This is a genomic window from Hydrogenobaculum sp. 3684 (assembly GCF_000213785.1).
Taxonomy (GTDB): Bacteria; Aquificota; Aquificia; order Aquificales; family Aquificaceae; genus Hydrogenobaculum.
Genome location: NC_015557.1, coordinates 1,509,825 through 1,527,627, shown reverse-complemented (window position 1 = coordinate 1,527,627; position 17,803 = coordinate 1,509,825). Strand labels below are relative to the sequence as shown.

Genomic DNA, 17,803 nt, shown 5'->3' with positions numbered 1-17,803 from the left:
CGCTCTCCTCATCCTTTGTTTATTTTGGCAATACGCCTTGCCACATACATAAAAGGTGCTGTAAAAGACCCTCCATGCACCAAAAACTTAGCTATTATAACCGCTATAAGCACACCAAATGTAAGCACAAATCCTGCTGCCCAGGCTTGCTCATGCCACACGTGGTACGGACCAGTAGCGTATACAAATATAGTTATAGTAAGAGTGGCCATAGGTTTTAAAAGATTGAAGGTAGTATGGTCGTTGTTAAAAGATGTAAACAACAAAGGTGCCGCTTCGCCAGCCATTCTAGCAAGACCTAGTATAACACCAGTCAGTATACCAGTTTTAGCAGCTCTCATGGTAACTTTTTTTATCACATAGTGTTTGTAAGCTCCTAAAGCGTAGGCAGCCTCCCTCATCTCCTTCGGCACAAGCTTTAACATCTCATCTGTAGCTATCGTAATGTAAGGAAGGGACAAAATTGAAAGAGCCACAGAACCAGACAAACCGTTAAAACTGTGAAGAGGTGCCACAAGTATTACATAAACAGCAGCACCAATAACTATGGCTGGCATAGAGATTACAATATCTGCCAAATTTCTTACAAACATAGCCCACCAAGTACCTCTACCGTATTCTGCCAAGAAGATACCAGCCATTATGCCTATCGGCGTACCTATAAAAGCAGCTATAGTAGTGATTAGAAATTGACCTATGAAAGCCATTTTAAGCCCACCACCTGGCATACCGGGAGGAACTGGGTCTTTAATAAAGAAATCAAGGTTTAGATATTCATATCCATGATAAAGAACAGATACAAGTATCCATCCTAAAAATACTATACCATATAAAGCTGCCAATGTAGACAAAATCATCATAACGTTGCTCTTTACAACCCTTGCTTTTATCCTTACGTTCTCCATCTTCTTTCCAATCTCCATACTATAATTTTTGCTATAGCAAGTGTACTAAAGGATATAGTAAGAAGTATCAAAGCTAGATAAAACAAAGCTGACAAATAAAGATGCGTCATAGCTTCAGTAAACTCATCCGCCAACGTAACTGTTATAGTGGTTACAGAATTAAGCAAAGATAACATATCCAAGAAACTACCAGGGTTGTGATTGTTACCGTTTACAAAAGACACCGCCATCGTTTCACCTAAAGCCCTACCTATGGCAAATATCCCAGATCCAAAAATACCAGAAGATACATATGGCATAACCACTTTTCTTATGACTTCCCACCTCGTAGCTCCAAGCCCATAGGCAGATTCTTTTATTACCTCTGGTACCAAACCAAAAGCATCTTTAATAAGTGAGGACATAAAAGGTGTTATCATGATAGAAAGTATAACAGCTGTTGTAAGTGTATCTATTCCTATGCCAGGACCGTTAAAAAGAAATCCAATCACTGGTAACGTAGCAAGATGATCCAGTATCCAAGGCTCTATATGATTTTGCATAACAGGAGACAATATAAAAAGACCCCACATACCGTATATAACAGTTGGGATGGCTGCTAAAAGCTCAATGGCAGTGGTAACTATGGGCTTTAACCAATTAGGAGCAAGCTCTGTTATATATATAGCAACCCCTATACTTATAGGAGCGGCAAATATAAAAGCCCATATGGTAACGTATATAGAACCAAAAAGCGGTGTAAAAGCACCAAAATGATTATTAACAGCATCCCAGCTTTTACTGGTAATAAAATGCCAAACTCCAAAAGCTTTTATAGCGGGGTATGCCTCTATGAAAAGAATAACAAATATAGTTATCACCACAAACGGAATCAAAGCCGCTGCTGTAAAAGCCGCAATTTTAAATAAGGTATTACCTAATTTGCCGTTTCTTTTCATAGAAGCAGCGGGGCCATAAGCCCCGCTATCTTTTAATTCTATCATAACATAAACCCTTAGTTATTGCCAAATTCACTTACCAGCTTAAGCCATGCTTTTTCCAAGAGGCCATTATATCCTTTTTGAGAAAATCTGGAAGGGTAATGTAATCAAGAGCTCTTAAGTCAGCATCACCGTGGTTAAACACCCATGTATAGAACTGTAGCACATAAGAGTTGGTGGATTTACCCAATGGAAGCAATGCATACGTTGGACCTTCTATAGGATAAGAATATTTACCTGGAGGGTTTGCAAGCTCCATATAAAAGTCATGTTTCATAGCTTCTTTCCAATTTGCTTGTTTAGCAGCAGCTAACATAGTTTGCATAGTTGGAGCGACCCACCAACCAGCCTTGTTTTCTAAGACTGCAGCTTTTAAGCGGTTTTGGTTTTGTTTGTAATAAGCGTATTCTATATAACCTATACCACCTCTAATCCTCATTACATAGTTTGTAACACCCTCATTACCTTTACCACCTACACCTACTGGCCATGCTACAGAGGTGTTAAACCCTATTTTGTGTGCCCAAGCTGGACATACTTTTGTAAGATAGTTTGTAAATATCCAAGTGGTACCAGAACCATCGGCTCTATGAACCGGTGTTATTGGTATGTGGGGTAAATTTAATTTTGGGTTTGTGGCTTTTATCTCTGGGTCATCCCAATATCTTACTTTACCCATATAGATATCGCATATTTGCTTACCGGTGAGGTGAAGTTGATAGTTGCCAACACCTGGTATGTTATAAGCCATTACTTCACCACCTATAGCATCTGGCCATTGGATAAGATGCCTTTTCTTTAACTCTGCTGGTTTTAAAGGAGCGTCAGATGCACCAAAATCTACCGTCCTTTTTGTTACTTGGAGTATACCACCGCCAGAACCTATACTTTGATAGTTTACAACATTTCCAGTGGCTTGCTTAAAGTGAAGAGTCCATCTTTGCATAGCAGGATAGATAAATGTAGAACCAGCTCCTGTGATAGTCCAAGCCATAGCCCCTTGAAGGCTACCAGCAAAAACAGCTACTGCTAAAACTTGTTTTAACTTCATACAAACCTCCTTAAGTTTTGATGCTTTTATTATAAGAAACAATTGTTAATTTTTCGTTAAGATGCCAAAGAAAATTCTATACCATATTTACTGAGCTCTTCTATGAGGGTTTTTGAAAGTACCACATCCTTGGAGGTTTGTACTATAGCCCTATAGGAGCTAACGTCCAGTTCCAATACAACTTTTTGAGATTTCATAACATCTTCGTTAGCCTTGGGCGTATATTTGTCTAGCATAGATTTAAGCTTTTCTAAAAAGCCGTTTTTTGCTTTTTCCTCATCTATCTTAAGAGTTAGCGTGTTGTATTGATTTAACAAAGAATCTATAGAATAAAGATCGTTTGCCACTATCTTAAGGTTTTCGTTTTCAATATCTATGTCTAAGATACCTTTTATCACCACCACTTCATCTTCTTTTATAATACCTTCAGAAGATGTATACCTATCTGGGAAAACCACAACTTCAACAATATCCGTTTTATCCACAAGGTTAAAAATAGCCATGTAAGAACCATTTTTGGTTTTTTTAATCTGTAAATCGCTTATAACACCAGCAATCGTATATTCCGCCGATGCGTTTTGCCCAGCCTCGCTGTCTATGGCTTGGTTTGGCATATTTTCAAAATCTATATCTTCTATATTTGTTATGTCTTTGTTGTGAGATAAAATCCAATTGTATTTGTCCAATGGATGCCCAGATATATAAAACCCAAGAACCTCCTTTTCTAATTTTAATATATCTATAGAAGAGCTTTGTTCCATCTGCTCAGTGGATTTCGAGGCTTTTATACCAAACAACGACCTCTGAGCTATGCTTGATATATCCTGAGAATTCAAAAGCCTTGAGAGAAAATCTTCTCTATTTTTATAACCGCTTTTTTCTATAAGACTATCAAAAGCCCCTGCTTTTGAAAGAGCTTCCAAAACTTTTTTGTTTACTTTCCTATTGTCTGTGTTTTTGGTAAAATCTTGAAAACTTAGAAAGTCTCTTCCAATTTTTTCTTGCATAGATTTTATATGCCTTGCGGTATCCTCACCAACACCCTTTATTCTTCCGAGTCCAAACCTTATTTGTCTTGGAGCTTCTATCTTAAAATCCACATCTGATTTGTTTACATCTGGAGGTAATACTTTTATACCAAAAGACTTCGCATCTTTTAAAAGGTTTATAAACTTTTTATCGGAGTTCTCTGTAGAGAATTTAACAGTGTAAAACTCATCTGGATAATAAAGCTTCATGTAAGCAGTCCAAAAAGATATATAACCGTAAGCCACAGAGTGAGATTTGTTGAAAGAATAAGAGGCAAACTCCTCTATTTCAGACCAAAGTTTTTCTATTTTATCCTTAGGATAGCCTCTTTCACAGCTTCTTCTTATGAAATCATCCTTTATCTTTGCCATGAGATCAGCTTTCTTTTTACCTATGGCCTTTCTCAAATTATCTGCCTCTCCCATGGTAAACCCAGCAAGTATGTTTGATATAAACATGATCTGCTCTTGATAAACGATAAGACCATAGGTTTCTTTTAGCACCTCTTCAAGCTCTTCAAATTCGTATACAACTTTTTCTTTACCAAGTTTTCTATTTATAAATTTATCCACCATCCCGCTTTTTATAGGACCTGGTCTATAAAGGGCTAAAGCGGCTACAATATCTTCAAATCTGTCTGGTTTTAAACGTTTTATAAGCTCCCTCATACCCTTTGATTCCAGTTGAAACACCCCTATCGTTTCACCGGTGGCTAAAAACTCGTAAATTTCTTTGTTGTTAAAATCCAAAGACAAGAAATCAATATCTATACCTTTGTTTTGTTTTACAAGCTCTTTCATCTTCCATAGTTCTGTAAGCGTTTTTAATCCAAGAAAATCCATCTTGACAAGCCCAAGCTCTTCCAAATGAGCCATATCGTATTGGGTAGCTATGTTGCCAGTATCATCTTTTACCGATTTATCAAGATACAGAGGTGCCAACTCTATAAGGGGTTTTGGAGCTATCACAATACCAGCAGCGTGTAAAGATGTATGCCTTGTGAGACCTTCAAGTTTTATAGAGATCTCCACAAGCTCTTTTATCTGAGGATCTTTTTTCGCAAGGTCTCTAAATTTTTTTACATTATCTTCAATATCTCCTCTGTGTCCATAACGCTCCATCAACTCTTCTATGGGCGTTATATACATCTCTTCAAGGCTTAGCCATGTACCTTGGACGTTGCCTTGAGGTATAAGCTTTGCTAGTACATCGGCATCTTTGTAAGCCATACCCATGGCCCTTGCCACATCTCTAAGGGTTTGTTTAGCTTTCATCGTATTGTAAGTAATGATCTGAGCCACAGAGTCTTTGCCGTATTTTTCTTTTACATACTCTATAACCTTATCTCTGTTGTCCATGCAAAAGTCTACATCTATATCTGGCATAGATATACGCTCTGGATTCAAGAATCTTTCGAAGATAAGTCCATGCTTTAACGGATCAACATCTGTTATGTTTAGAGCAAAAGCCACCAAAGACCCCGCCGCAGAACCTCTTCCAGGACCCACAGGTATGTTGTTTGATTTTGACCAGTTTATAAAATCCGATACTATCAAGAAATAACTATCAAAACCCATATTTTGTATTACTTCTAATTCATAATTTAGCCTGTCCCAGTACTCTTTTTCTGGTATATTTTTGCTTATTTGAGATTTTTGTATACGGCTTTTAAGACCCTCAACGGCTAAATTTCTAAGGTAAGAAGATATATTGACATTTATATTATCACCTTTAAAAAACTCAGGAAACTTGTAAGATTTATCTTCAAAGATGCTTAAAGAATCTGCAATTTTTTCTGATATTTCAACGGTGTTTAAAAGCGCTTTTTCCCACTCACTCCATTTTCCTTCAAATTTCTTTACCATCTCCTCGTATGAGGCAAAGTGCATACCCTCATAGTGTCCAAAAGCATCTTCTCCAAGCTCCTGAAGTGTTTTTTTCATCTGAATCGCCATCAAGACGTTGTGAGCCCTCAAATCCTCTTCCAAAAGGTAATGACAATCGTTGGTGGCAGCAAACTTTACGTTGTATTTTTTAGCTATCTCTATAAGGGTTTTATTGGCGGTTTCCTGAGCTGGTATATGATTTGATTGAAGCTCTAAATAAAGATCATCCCCAAAGATATCTTTAAACTTTTTAACCCAATTATAAGCCATCTCTTCGTTGCCTTGAGCTGCGTAAAAAGTGGGCACTCCCTTAAGACAGGCCGTCAAAGCTATTAGACCTTCCGCATGCTGCTCTAACACTTCATAATCTATCCTTGGTTTATAGTAAAAGCCTTCAATAAAAGCTATAGAAGAAAGCTTCATGAGGTTTTTAAGCCCAGTGTCGTTTTTTGCCAAAAGTATGATGTGGTGGTTTATTCTATCTGTTATGTTATCTTCAGAACCTTTTCCTTTATGCTCAGTTCTTTTTCCTGTGGTAAAGTAAGCTTCCATGCCTATAATGGGCTTTATACCGTTTGCCTTCATCTCTTTGTAAAAGCTCATAGTACCAAAAAGGTTACCATGATCCGTTATAGCCACAGCCTTATAGCCGTATTCCTTTGCCTTTTTAGCCAGATCCTTTATCTTTATAGCTCCGTCCAAAAGTGAATATTGGGTATGAAGATGAAGATGCACAAAATCTTTCATAAATCTGATTATATGTACAAACAAAAAGTTTGGAAATAACTTCTTAGCTTTACCACAAAAAGACCTTCAAGCTAGCTCATCTTAAGTATCTAATGTTCTCAATTTTTATATTTTGCTATAATAAAAGCTATGATACTATATAAAAATTTAAAGTTTTTAGCTTTTAGGAAAATAACATGAGAAAAAGAATTTTGATAACGGGCGGTGCTGGTTTCATAGGATCTCATCTTTGTGAGAGGCTTCTTGAGGAGGGCAACGAAGTTATATGTGTAGATAATTTTTTCACGGGTTCTAAGGAAAATATAAAACATCTTCTTGGAAATCCTTACTTTGAGGTGCTAAGACACGATATAACGTTTCCTCTTTATGTGGAAGTGGATGAAATTTACAACTTAGCCTGTCCTGCTAGTCCTATTCATTATCAGTTTGACCCGGTGCAGACCACCAAAACCTCTGTCATGGGGGAGATCCAACGGTACATCCTCAAAAAGAAGATTATTGGGGCAATGTAAATCCAATTGGTCCAAGGGCTTGTTATGATGAGGGTAAAAGATGTGCTGAGACGTTGTTTTTTGATTATTATAGGCAACACAATCTTGATATACCTCTTCCCCAAGATGATCCAAAACAGCGTCAGCCAGATATTACTCTTGCTAAAAGCCGATAAAATGGGAGCCAAAAGTCCCACTACAAGAGGGGCTTACCAAAACCATTGAGTATTTTAAAGCATTTTTGGGCGTTTGATGGGATAATATAATCTATGATAAAGTTTATAGATGAAAAAGAAGCTATAGAAAAATACGGCAAGGGATTAGAGACGCCTGTTTTATATATACCATTTAGCAGGCTTGATTTAGTAGAAAAGGCTTTTGGGCAGATAAAGAAAGTAAAACCAAAAAAGCTTTACATAGCTCAAGATGGGCCAAGAGAACATGTAGAAGGAGAAAAGAAAAAGATACTGGCAGTCAGAGATTACATACTATCAAACATAGATTGGGATTGTGAGGTTAAAACGCTTTTTAGAGAAAAAAATATGGGTATGCGAGAAGGTATTATAGAAGCGTTAAATTGGTTTTTTGAGAATGAAGAACAAGGTATAGTTTTAGAAGAAGATATATATATGAGTTTATCTGGTTTTTGGTTTTTAGAAAAGATGTTAAATAAATTTAAGCATGATGAAGATGTATGGTTTGTTTGTGCTTACAATATTGTAGATATAGCATGTGATTATGCAAAGACAGATAACTTTAACACATGGGGATGGGCAGGCTGGAAAGATAAGTGGATTAAAGTTAGATACGGGAGCGTAGATAGAAATGAAGGTAGATTTTTAGATAACTATTTTGAAAACAAGAGAATGGAAAAATTTTATAAGGGGGTTGTAAATACACCAAAACAATGGCTTATAAGATATGGATACGATGTTGAAATACCTATAGAGCTAATTTATTATAAAAAATATAGTATAGTTCCCAACATACCTTTGTGCGCGCATTTAGGATTCGAAGAAGGGGCTACCTTCTCATCAGAAGAAACATACAAATTGGATGTGTTTAGATACAACATAGCTTTAAAAGATTTAAAAGAAATAGATATTGAACAACTGGAAGGATGCGATGGCATCATAAAAACATTTGAGAAAAACCAGATAATGCACTCACACTACAATATCTTTATGGCTATTTATTCTAAAAACCTTGAAAACAATATAAAAGATTTGGCTGGAGAATATAAGAATATAGCCATATACGGAGCTGGTATACTTGGATATTTAGTATATGCTACTTACGATGATTTATTGTCAGATAAAGTATGTTGCTTCATAGACGATAATCCAAAAGACATAGAGCTTATGGGAAAGCCTATCCTAAAACCGCAAGATATGCCAGATAGCGTAGATATGATATTGGTATCACCGCAATCCAAATATGTTTATGAAAATCTGAAAGCCAAAATAGATAAACAAATACTGTGGCTAAAAGACCTAGCTTTTAGCCATGAAAAAAATTAAAATCTATACCTTACAAAACACTTTCGTACCACCCCAAAAATCAGTTGGTGATTCATTGTTTAAAAGCCATATCTTATATTCTGGGACTATAGATTTTATAAATGTTGGGATCTCATAAAAGTGCTCTGGTTTGTGATAAATGCATATTGCCAATTTTGGTTTGAAGGTTTTTATAGTATTTATAGCTCCTTTTAGAGCATCGAGCTCAGCGCCTTCTATGTCCATCTTTATAAAATCCACTTTTGGTATGTTGTGCTCTTTTACAAACTCATCTATAGATATAAGCTCTACTTCTATATCTCCAGCAGTGTCTATCCTTGATCCCCCTCCTAAATCTTTAAAATAAACTGTCTGTTTTCTGTCAGAAACACCTTTATTTACAGGTATTATATTTTCAAAACCTTTTACATCTTCTAAAAGCTCATTGTATATCCTTGGTATTGGTTCAAAAGCATAAACTTTTCCATTTTTACCAGCTTTTTTAGCAAAATATAAACAGTTTATATAAGCATCTTTTGAAGAGTTTGCCCCGCAATCAAATACTACATCACCTTCTTCTACATCAAAGTTTATATCTGGGTAAGCGTAATCTTCTTCGTGAGTATTGGCAACATACTTTGAATACATATTGAATAGTTTATAAACCTCTTCAAAAGATATAAATTTTTGACTAGTATTCTTATTAGCTTCTTTAAGCTCGTCAAAATGCTCTATCAAATCTCTTTTAAAATCATTTTCTTCAAATATATCAGTATACAATTTAATATCATGGGGTGGGCTCATAGTAGTAATTCTATTGCCAAATCTATCGGAAGCTGGAACATTAGAAACCATTATCTTACCCCTATCCACAAACCTTGACAACTTTTCAACCCAGTCTTTTATCTTTTTAATGCTCTCCGCAGTTCCTATAAAATAAGCATCTGCTTTGTACTTGTTCAAATCTTCAAGTTTTATAATAGGTTTTCCAAAGTATTCTCCGCTTTTAAAATCATCTATAAAAGCTATTACTTCTATACCATTTTCTACAAGATGTTGATATGTAATAGCCCCGCCTTTGCCAGCCCCGTATATGATAGCGGTCTTGATACTTTTGTATAAACTCATGAGAACACCTCTTTTATTAAATCTTTTAAGATTATAACATCGGCTCTTTGAGATTTTAATTTATCTTTTATATTTCTAATCTGATCTTCTCTTGTTACAGCTACAAATATAGGTATATCTTGTCTTGCTTCTGAAAGTGGTATTACATCTTTGTCAAGAAGCTTCCCACCAGCGTTGTCATCTACAAAAGCTACAAGTTTTTCTTTTAAAAGCTCCATATAAACATTGTAGAATATATATCCAAAAAGACCAGCCCCGTAGATATATATAGAATCATAGTTCTTTAGGATTTTGTAAATATGATTATAAACTTTATCTGAGACAAATGAAAAAATTATATCTTTTTCCCAAAACTCATAGCAATGTTTTATCAAGGCTGAATCATCTTTACAAGGTATCAATGCGCTAAAATCATATTCTTTTATATCTATATGTTTGCTAATATCTCCTAACCATGTATCGGCATGAAAACTGGTAGCATATTCTGAATCAAAATCAAGATGCTTTATAAGATTTTGCCTTGGGAAAACACAATATCCGCCATTATACTGTATAACAAACCTAAACTTTAAATCCCAAACCATCTTGTCTTTAAGCCGATGAATATTTTGAGTTAGTATATTTGCGTAAGATAGCACAATATCTCTCATCTGCTTATTTTTATAAACTCTGTTTAAAAACTCATAAGATGTTATATTTTTAAGCTCAAAATCCTCAAACTTACACCATCTATCTTTCCATGTTGCAAAAGCCCATGGGCAAAATCTTATATTGCTAATAGTATAATCACAATTTACTTCATCTTCATCAGCACAAGCCGAAAATCCACAAATTGCATATATGCTTTTATCATCTTTATATTTTTCCAAAAGTTTTTTAGAAAAGCCAAAAAAACTCAAAGATGGAAAACCATCCTCTTCTAATATTATCCCCATATCTTCTTTTTCAAACAACCAATTTATAGCTTTGTATAAAAACAAGTTAGGTCCAAGGTTTTTATCGCTTTTAAACAAATTTAATTTACAATCCCAATCTATATTTTCTTTTATAAAATCCAATACCTTTTCCAACTCTTCTTTTTCTTTATCATCCCTTGCCCCATCTTGAGCTATATAAAGCTTTTGCGGCTTAATGGCTTTTATCTGCGAAAACACGTCTTTTACTATATTAAGCCGTTTAAAGGGTATATATAGTATAGGTATACCGTAATATATCACATAAATATTATATCATGCTGTAAATGTGTATACACATAAACCGTGGCAGACTTGTCGTATAATAAGTGTCTTTTAAAAAGAGAAGCATCTGAAACGTGCTCACACACTCTATTGTACCAAAGGTATTTTCATCAGCAAAAAAGTATAACTCTCCAACCTTGTTTGTATTATCAAAACCCATGATTATATAGAAACGGCTCATTGCATATTTTTAACGCTTGATTATATTGTATCTGTGAAGAATAACCCTGAGGAGGTTGAAAGTATTTTAAAAGAACTAACAGGAGGTGACGAGAAGGTTATGACACTAACAGAAAAGTGGATGATGGAAGGATTGCAAAAAGGATTGCAAGAAGGATTACAGAAAGGTAAGCAAGAAGGATTACAAGAAGGATTACAGAAAGGATTAATTAAAGCTAAAAAAGATGCCATCAAAAGCGCCATTCTTATCAAGTTTGGAGTACTACCAAAAGAGCTTGAAGAGAAGATAGAAACCACAGATGATATACAGGCTTTGGATGAGATGTTTAAGAAGGTTATACTGGCTGGTAAGATTGAAGAGATTTTGTAATTTAGATAATTTGTTCCCTTAAATTGTGAGCGCATAAGCTTACTATATCCTAATCATAATTTAAGCATGTCTCTTATAATATATAAATGGATCAGCAAAACCGTCATCCTCAAGATATAGATATAACCATAAAGAATATAATACTTCCTCTTTTGGAAAGTAAGCTAATGAGAGATATAATAGGTATAAAATATAAGCGGGAGTTAGATTCAGTATTTAAAACAACAAAAGAAAGAAGAGTGGATCTACTCCTTGAGTTAGAAGATGATTCTATCCTTCATATAGAATTCCAGACAAAAAACGATAAGACCATGCTTTATAGGATGTTTGAGTATTATAGCCTCATCAAAATGGAATACAAAGAAAAGACTATACACCAAAAGCTTATATATCTTGGTGAAGACAAATGCAACATGAAAAACACTTTAAAAGATTCAAAGCTTTATTACGAGTATGAGCTAATAGATCTAAAAGATTTTCAATGTGATGATCTGTTGGAATCTGATAATATGGCAGATATAACCTTTGCATTTTTGTGCAACGTGAGAAATAGAGAAAAGCTATTTCGTAAAGCTCTATCCAAATTAAGAAACTTACCAGAGCAAGAAAGATCTGACTGGGTTGGAAAGATATTGACATTGTTAAAGGTAAGACCTAAATTAAGAGAAGGATTTAAAATATTGCTTAAGGAGGAGCCTATGTTAGAGATACCGCCTTTTACTATAGAAGAGCTAAAAGATTTACCTTTCACAGCAAAAGCTATAGAGCAATTAGAACAAGAGGCTACTTTGAAAGGTAAAAAAGAAGGATTGCAAGAAGGATTAGAAAAAGGTAAGCAAGAAGGATTAGTTCAGGCTAAAAAAGATGATGTTAAGAGTGCTATCCTCATTAAGTTTAAAGTGCTACCAAAAGAGCTTGAAGAGAAGATAGAAAACACAGATGATATAAAAGTTTTGGATGAAATGTTTAAGAAGGTGATACTCGCCAGTAAGATTGAAGAGATTTTATAAGCTCATATACATAACTTCAAACCCTCAATACTATATTTGATAAATCCATCACTGCAAATTTAAGATTTAAAATTAAGACAGTGTATATAAATCTATCCAATCCAAGTTTAAAACATGTAAAACATGATCCATAATCATTTTATCGTAAAGCTCTGGGAAATTTTTAAACTTTTCGTATTTTTGAAGAATCATAGATTTTGTCTCTTGGCTAAGTAAATCCCACTCTTTTTCGAAAATCTGCTTTTTTATTCGGTTTAAAGTGCTTGCAGCTTCTTCTTCTGTGGTAGGGTAAGGGATTTTGTCTAAACTTATGTTGTATTTTTTGTCTAGGCCGATGTATTTAAGGCGTTTTATATGTAAATCAAACCTTCCTATATACCAATGTTCATCGGAATTTGCCCACATCCTTCTTATAAAATCTGTGATAGAGGTATTTATATCGTTATCACACATAAAAAGCATAGCCTTTCTTCTTTTAAACTCTGGAAGCCTATACATATATTTTTCTATACCACTTATTATCACTTCTTTAGGAACTTTCTTTTTTAAAATATGATCAAGATAAAGCTCTTCTGCATAAGAAAGATAAAAACTGCTTTGCTTTAAATCAAGGAAAAAATCTTTTATAGCTTGAAAATCTTCTATGTTTCTATTATCTTGGTCTAAAAATTTATCTTTGATAACGATATCTTTTTCATTATCTTTCATATTTAACTTTGGTTTATATCCTCTAAGGCTCGTTTTATGGCTTTTATTTGAATTAAAATACTCTCTAAATCTTTTAAAGGTATAGAGTTTGGACCATCGGACAGCGCCTTTTCTGGATTTGGATGCGTTTCCATAAAAACCCCATCTACACCCACTGCCACAGCAGCCCTTATAAGATAGGGCACAAATTCCCTTTGACCAGAAGAAGACCTACCTGCACCACCAGGAAGCTGAACACTGTGAGTAGCATCAAATATAACGTTTGCATACTGTCTCATAATAGGTAGTGATCTCATATCCACCACAAGGTTGTTATAGCCAAAGGAAGAACCTCTTTCTGTAAGGTAAAATGTAGCGTCTTTGTTTTTTGATTTTAGCTTATCTATTATATACTTAGTATCCCAGGGGGCTAAAAATTGTCCTTTTTTAACGTTCACACTTTTACCAGTTTCTGCAGCGACAAGAAGTAAATCCGTTTGCCTACATAAAAAAGCCGGTATTTGAATGATATCCACCACCTCTGCCACAGGTTTTACTTGATAAGTTTCATGGACATCCGTGGTAACTGGCATAAAAAATTCTTCTTTTATTCTTTTTAAAATCTCAAGACCTTTTTCAAGACCAGGTCCTCTATAGGAGTTTACAGATGTTCTATTGGCCTTATCAAAAGAAGCCTTAAATACAAAATCAAACTCCTTATACTTCAAAGAAAGCTCTTTTAGATGAGAGGCCACTTCAAAGCAAAGCTCATAAGACTCTATTACACAAGGACCAGCTATTATAAGAAATTTCTTTTCCATCAAAAAACTCCGTAAGTTTTTCAAAACCACCCATCTCAAAAGCCCCTACAAAACAAACGGCTTCGCCTTCTTTTAAGTTTAAAATTATATTCTCTACATCAAAACTTGGTTTATCAAAATATCCTTCATAGGTTTTGTAAGCTTTTATGCTAGATATATCTTTTATAGGGCTTTTAGAGATTATCAAAATACTGGAATCTTTATAAGAAAGCTCTGATTTTATATGTGCTTTTATCTTTTTGGCATTAAGAAGCTTTTCTTTATACTCCTCATCTACTATAAAACACGGTGAAACATCTTTGTTTGCCACAAACTCTTTTGAAAAGATTATTTTTACATTTTGTTTCGTAAGGTATAAAACATCTTCTTTTGAAATAGAAAAATCTATATTTGCCTTTACAACACCGTTGGTATGTTTTGAATAATACCTTATGTAGGAGGGGATTGGCTCATCATCTACAAAGATATACCCATTCAGTAAATCCCAACCTAAGAAGCTAAAGTTTATCTCTTTTGTATAAAATCCCATTGACTCTGCTAAAAGCCTAATACTTTTTATAAAAAGAAGCTCTTCTTTGGAACCAGGGCTAATCTTTGCCCACATAAAAAGCTCTGTATCTGGTTTTTGATTAAAAAGCCCATGTATGCATCCGCAGTAATCTTGGGAGTATATTTCGTTTAGTTTTGTAAGCTCGTGCATTATCTGAACCCCACCACCCTTTCTATAATCTACGCTTATAAAATCTATACCGTACTCCTTAGAAAAGATAGAAGCTACATGATTTATTTGATTTATACTTTTTTTTGGACTCATCAAAAGCGTAGTGGTAATAGCTTTAGCACCCAAACTTCTTGCAATCTCAAAAGACTCTTTTAATCTTATATCAAAACAAACTTCACAGCGCTTACCCTTTTCTGGTTCTTTTTCAAGACCTTCTACCGCCAAAAGCCATACATCATCGTCGTAATTCCCCTCTATGAGAGGTATTCCAAGCTTTTCACACACTCTTTTTGTTTCTACTAGCCTCAAATCGTACTCTGTTTTAGGATGTATATTTGGATCGTAGAAAAACCCTATCCATTCGTAGTCTTTGTAATCGTTTTTTAGCTTTTCTAAAAAGTATATACTATCTGGTGCACAACATATATGAACAAGTCCTTTCATTTCTGAACTCCCAACTTCAACACAAGATTTCCACTTTTAATCTCGTAGTCCTTTATTATAACACGCTCTTTAAACTGATTTGGCACCTTGGCATAAAGCTCAGATGCCTTTATATAAGGCCAAAAGTTTATATAAGGCTTTCCATCTATCACCTCAAAAGCGTTTGGTAAAAGCTCTATATCTTTTTCTAAAAGCATATCAAACCCAATAGCCCTTTTACCAGCTTTTCTATCGTTTATAAAATATTCCCCTTCTTTTAACCTTATTTTATAATCTTTACTAAAAGCCAAAAACTTCTTTTTTACCACTACATCCATTACATGTGGCTCTAAATAAACCGAGACTCCCAATATATTTTCTAACTCTTTTTGATTTATCGGGAAATCTATGGTAGCTTCCATTAGGTTGCCAAAGTTTATTAAGTCTTCTGCAAAAATTCCCATGCTATAATATTAACTATGGTATCAAACTATGCAATAGTTTTAATCACAACACCAAAAGATAAAGCAAAGGATATTGCTAAGTTTATAGTGCAAGAAAAGCTTGGGGCTTGCGTTAACATAATAAGCGGTGCAGAATCTATATACTGGTGGAAAGGAGAGATCGAAACCTCAGAAGAATCTCTTCTTATTGTAAAAACCCTAAAAGAAAAGATTGTACTTTTGATAGAAAAGGTAAAAGCTATTCACCCATACACAGTACCAGAGATTATATCACTTAACATAGAATCTGGTATAGAGTCTTACCTAAAATGGATAGAAGACTCAATTGGATAGATAAGTTTTTTTGAACCATCTATTAAATATCTCCACCGCCCAGACGTGGTGTTTGTAAGCTTTTGAATTACCATTTTCATATAAAAATCTCAAAAACCCTTCGTCAAAAAATCCATGTTCTTTGTTTATCTTAAGCCAATCTTCCAAAAAGTTTTTCTTTTCTTTGTAAAACCATTCTATAAATGGGTAAGAAAATCCTTTTTTCCTTCTATACACTATCTCTTCTGGTAGATATTTTATAGCTATTTTCTTAAGAAGGTGCTTGTTTTGGTTTGATATACGAAGAGATGGGTCTACATTTAACACAAGCTGATGAAGTTCATGATCAAGCATAGGTACTCTTAGTTCTACAGAATGAGCCATAGCCATTTTATCCACTTTCATCATAAGCACTTCCCCTATCCACATATACATATCTACAAAGTAATACCATATAGATATATGATGATGAGAAAAAGGCTCAAATCTTTTTGAAAATAGCTCAATATTATCACTCTCATAAGAAAATCTTAAAAACCTTTTAAGCTCATCGTTTGTAAAACACTCCCCTATAGTCCTAAAGATAATCTCATCTTTTAAAGCTCTTTTTAAAAGCTCCGATGCTTTAGAATTCTTGTCTGAAAGTGATTCTAATATAAGTTCTTTATGAGGTTTTTTTAGGATTTTAGAGATATCTTCATAGTTTAGATACTTATAATAAAGATCGTATCCAAAAAATAGCTCATCAGAACCCTCTCCAGAAAGGGCAACTTTTATACCGTTTTGTTTGATGTAAGAAGATATAACGTATGTGGGCAAAGTGGCAGGATCGTTTATAGGCTCATCTAAAAAATAAACCACCTCATCTATTTTCTCTATAAAATCCTTTGAGTTTATGCTGATAGGATGATGGCTTGATCCAATAAACTTTGAAACTTTCAAAGCCCAATCAAGCTCGCTGTAGTGCTCATACTCGCTGTACCCTATAGAAAATGTGTTTATATTTTTGCCAAATGTTTCTTTGGCAATCTTTGAATACAAAGCGCTTACAAAAGAAGAATCAAGACCTCCAGAAAGAAGCGATGCCACTTCCACATCTCCCACAAGCCTAAGCTCAATAGATTCTATAAGCTTATTTTCTATGTCTTTTAGTATTTGATCTTCGTTTTGATAGCTTTTAGAAAGATAATCAAGGGGATTGTAATACTCTTTTACACTAAACCCATTTTTATCTAAAATCCCAAAACAAGAAGGAGGAAGCTTATATATACCCTCATACATAGTCTTTCCATAAGAAGGGGCCAAATATCTAAAATAATCTGCCATAGAACCTTTATCTGGAAGTGGCGTTTTGTCAAAAAACTCAAGCAGTGCTTTTATCTCCGATGAAAATAAAAAATTATCTTTTATAAAAGCATAATAAAAGGGTTTTTTACCAAACCTATCCCTTGCAAAAAAAAGAGATTTTTTATCTGCATCGTATATACAAAAAGAAAACATACCTCTTAGCTTGCTAAGGACCTCTACACCAAAATATCTATAAGCTTTTAAAAGTACTTCGGTGTCCGAAGATGAGTTAAAGTTTATTCCTTTTGATATTAAAAAATCCCTTATGGATTTAAAATTATAGATCTCTCCGTTAAAAACGATAACATTGCTTGTTTCTTCATCCACCATAGGCTGATTGCCCAAAGGAGATAAATCTATGATAGAAAGTCTTCTATGGCCAAATACTATATCTTCATTTTGATAAATACCGTAAGCATCTGGTCCTCTATGAGCTATTTTATCTAAAGCTTTTTTAAAAAGATTTGTATCTATAGATGCTGGATTTCCAAAAAGTCCCAATATACCACACATA

At 34.4% G+C, this 17,803-nt stretch carries 14 protein-coding genes and 2 pseudogenes; 5 read left to right on the top strand and 11 right to left on the bottom strand.

Features of this window, described 5'->3' with window-relative positions; translation table 11 throughout:
* Window positions 1-8: 8 nt before the first annotated feature.
* From pstA to dnaE, 4 genes are read right to left on the bottom strand one after another with little or no spacing between them, the layout of a single operon-like run.
* Window positions 9-905: a phosphate ABC transporter permease PstA gene (pstA, locus tag HYD3684_RS08055; RefSeq protein ID WP_015420159.1), complete on the bottom strand. Its 897-nt coding sequence runs from the start codon at window positions 903-905 to the stop codon at window positions 9-11.
* Window positions 893-1,888 (bottom strand): phosphate ABC transporter permease subunit PstC, encoded by a 996-nt coding sequence (gene pstC, locus HYD3684_RS08050; protein ID WP_015420158.1) that lies wholly within the window; start codon window positions 1,886-1,888, stop codon window positions 893-895. Before pstC ends, pstA begins: the two co-directional genes overlap by 13 nt.
* Window positions 1,889-1,919: 31 nt before the next feature.
* Entirely contained in the window at window positions 1,920-2,936 is a 1,017-nt protein-coding gene (gene pstS / locus HYD3684_RS08045) for a phosphate ABC transporter substrate-binding protein PstS (protein ID WP_015420157.1), read from the bottom strand.
* A 56-nt stretch (window positions 2,937-2,992) separates the two neighbouring features.
* The gene (gene dnaE, locus HYD3684_RS08040; RefSeq protein ID WP_015420156.1) at window positions 2,993-6,598 is read right to left on the bottom strand and encodes a DNA polymerase III subunit alpha; all 3,606 of its coding nucleotides are present in this window, start codon (window positions 6,596-6,598) and stop codon (window positions 2,993-2,995) included.
* Window positions 6,599-6,774: 176 nt separating this feature from the next.
* Between dnaE and HYD3684_RS08525 the strand changes: the two are divergent.
* Together HYD3684_RS08525 and HYD3684_RS08225 are read left to right on the top strand one after the other, a co-directional pair.
* Window positions 6,775-7,342, top strand: a pseudogene (locus HYD3684_RS08525) (GDP-mannose 4,6-dehydratase).
* A 16-nt stretch (window positions 7,343-7,358) separates the two neighbouring features.
* The gene (locus tag HYD3684_RS08225; RefSeq protein ID WP_052296832.1) at window positions 7,359-8,609 is read left to right on the top strand and encodes a hypothetical protein; all 1,251 of its coding nucleotides are present in this window, start codon (window positions 7,359-7,361) and stop codon (window positions 8,607-8,609) included.
* 3 nt (window positions 8,610-8,612) lie between these two features.
* Here the strand turns inward: HYD3684_RS08225 and HYD3684_RS08025 are convergent, their stop codons facing one another.
* The gene (locus HYD3684_RS08025) at window positions 8,613-9,716 is read right to left on the bottom strand and encodes an FkbM family methyltransferase (protein ID WP_015420155.1); all 1,104 of its coding nucleotides are present in this window, start codon (window positions 9,714-9,716) and stop codon (window positions 8,613-8,615) included.
* Entirely contained in the window at window positions 9,713-10,933 is a 1,221-nt protein-coding gene (locus HYD3684_RS08020; RefSeq protein ID WP_015420154.1) for a hypothetical protein, read from the bottom strand. The genes HYD3684_RS08025 and HYD3684_RS08020 overlap by 4 nt, the downstream gene beginning before the upstream one ends.
* Window positions 10,934-11,102: 169 nt before the next feature.
* On the opposite strand from HYD3684_RS08020, the pseudogene HYD3684_RS08015 reads away from it, so the two are divergent.
* Both HYD3684_RS08015 and HYD3684_RS08010 read left to right on the top strand, forming a co-directional pair.
* Window positions 11,103-11,504: pseudogene (locus tag HYD3684_RS08015) on the top strand (hypothetical protein); the annotation flags it as partial.
* Window positions 11,505-11,590: 86 nt separating this feature from the next.
* Window positions 11,591-12,514 (top strand): hypothetical protein, encoded by a 924-nt coding sequence (locus HYD3684_RS08010; protein ID WP_015420153.1) that lies wholly within the window; start codon window positions 11,591-11,593, stop codon window positions 12,512-12,514.
* Window positions 12,515-12,586: 72 nt separating this feature from the next.
* Here HYD3684_RS08010 and HYD3684_RS08005 read toward each other — a convergent pair whose 3' ends face one another.
* The 4 genes from HYD3684_RS08005 to HYD3684_RS07990 are packed head-to-tail and all read right to left on the bottom strand — an operon-like array spanning window position 12,587 to window position 15,630.
* A complete protein-coding gene (locus HYD3684_RS08005) occupies window positions 12,587-13,222 on the bottom strand; it encodes a hypothetical protein (RefSeq protein ID WP_015420152.1) in 636 nt (211 codons plus the stop codon).
* 2 nt (window positions 13,223-13,224) lie between these two features.
* Window positions 13,225-14,022, bottom strand: a complete 798-nt coding sequence (gene kdsA / locus HYD3684_RS08000) for a 3-deoxy-8-phosphooctulonate synthase (RefSeq protein ID WP_015420151.1) — start codon at window positions 14,020-14,022, stop codon at window positions 13,225-13,227.
* On the bottom strand, window positions 13,970-15,187 hold the full coding sequence (locus HYD3684_RS07995) for an epoxyqueuosine reductase QueH (protein WP_015420150.1): 1,218 nt from the start codon (window positions 15,185-15,187) through the stop codon (window positions 13,970-13,972). The genes kdsA and HYD3684_RS07995 overlap by 53 nt, the downstream gene beginning before the upstream one ends.
* Entirely contained in the window at window positions 15,184-15,630 is a 447-nt protein-coding gene (locus tag HYD3684_RS07990; protein ID WP_015420149.1) for a hypothetical protein, read from the bottom strand. The genes HYD3684_RS07995 and HYD3684_RS07990 overlap by 4 nt, the downstream gene beginning before the upstream one ends.
* A 15-nt stretch (window positions 15,631-15,645) precedes the next feature.
* Between HYD3684_RS07990 and cutA the strand changes: the two genes are divergently transcribed.
* A complete protein-coding gene (gene cutA, locus HYD3684_RS07985) occupies window positions 15,646-15,963 on the top strand; it encodes a divalent-cation tolerance protein CutA (RefSeq protein WP_015420148.1) in 318 nt (105 codons plus the stop codon).
* Here the strand turns inward: cutA and asnB are convergent.
* Entirely contained in the window at window positions 15,952-17,802 is a 1,851-nt protein-coding gene (asnB, locus tag HYD3684_RS07980; protein WP_015420147.1) for an asparagine synthase (glutamine-hydrolyzing), read from the bottom strand. The genes cutA and asnB overlap by 12 nt on opposite strands.
* Window position 17,803 lies beyond the last annotated feature (1 nt).

Bases quoted from the DNA above. Each gene is read 5' to 3' on its own strand.
- pstA (WP_015420159.1), bottom strand. From the start codon at position 905: ATGGAGAACGTAAGGATAAAAGCAAGGGTTGTAAAGAGCAACGTTATG.
- pstC (WP_015420158.1), bottom strand. From the start codon at position 1,888: ATGATAGAATTAAAAGATAGCGGGGCTTATGGCCCCGCTGCTTCTATG.
- pstS (WP_015420157.1), bottom strand. From the start codon at position 2,936: ATGAAGTTAAAACAAGTTTTAGCAGTAGCTGTTTTTGCTGGTAGCCTT.
- dnaE (WP_015420156.1), bottom strand. From the start codon at position 6,598: ATGAAAGATTTTGTGCATCTTCATCTTCATACCCAATATTCACTTTTG.
- HYD3684_RS08225 (WP_052296832.1), top strand. From the start codon at position 7,359: ATGATAAAGTTTATAGATGAAAAAGAAGCTATAGAAAAATACGGCAAG.
- HYD3684_RS08025 (WP_015420155.1), bottom strand. From the start codon at position 9,716: ATGAGTTTATACAAAAGTATCAAGACCGCTATCATATACGGGGCTGGC.
- HYD3684_RS08010 (WP_015420153.1), top strand. From the start codon at position 11,591: ATGGATCAGCAAAACCGTCATCCTCAAGATATAGATATAACCATAAAG.
- HYD3684_RS08005 (WP_015420152.1), bottom strand. From the start codon at position 13,222: ATGAAAGATAATGAAAAAGATATCGTTATCAAAGATAAATTTTTAGAC.
- kdsA (WP_015420151.1), bottom strand. From the start codon at position 14,022: ATGGAAAAGAAATTTCTTATAATAGCTGGTCCTTGTGTAATAGAGTCT.
- HYD3684_RS07995 (WP_015420150.1), bottom strand. From the start codon at position 15,187: ATGAAAGGACTTGTTCATATATGTTGTGCACCAGATAGTATATACTTT.
- HYD3684_RS07990 (WP_015420149.1), bottom strand. From the start codon at position 15,630: ATGGGAATTTTTGCAGAAGACTTAATAAACTTTGGCAACCTAATGGAA.
- cutA (WP_015420148.1), top strand. From the start codon at position 15,646: ATGGTATCAAACTATGCAATAGTTTTAATCACAACACCAAAAGATAAA.
- asnB (WP_015420147.1), bottom strand. From the start codon at position 17,802: ATGTGTGGTATATTGGGACTTTTTGGAAATCCAGCATCTATAGATACA.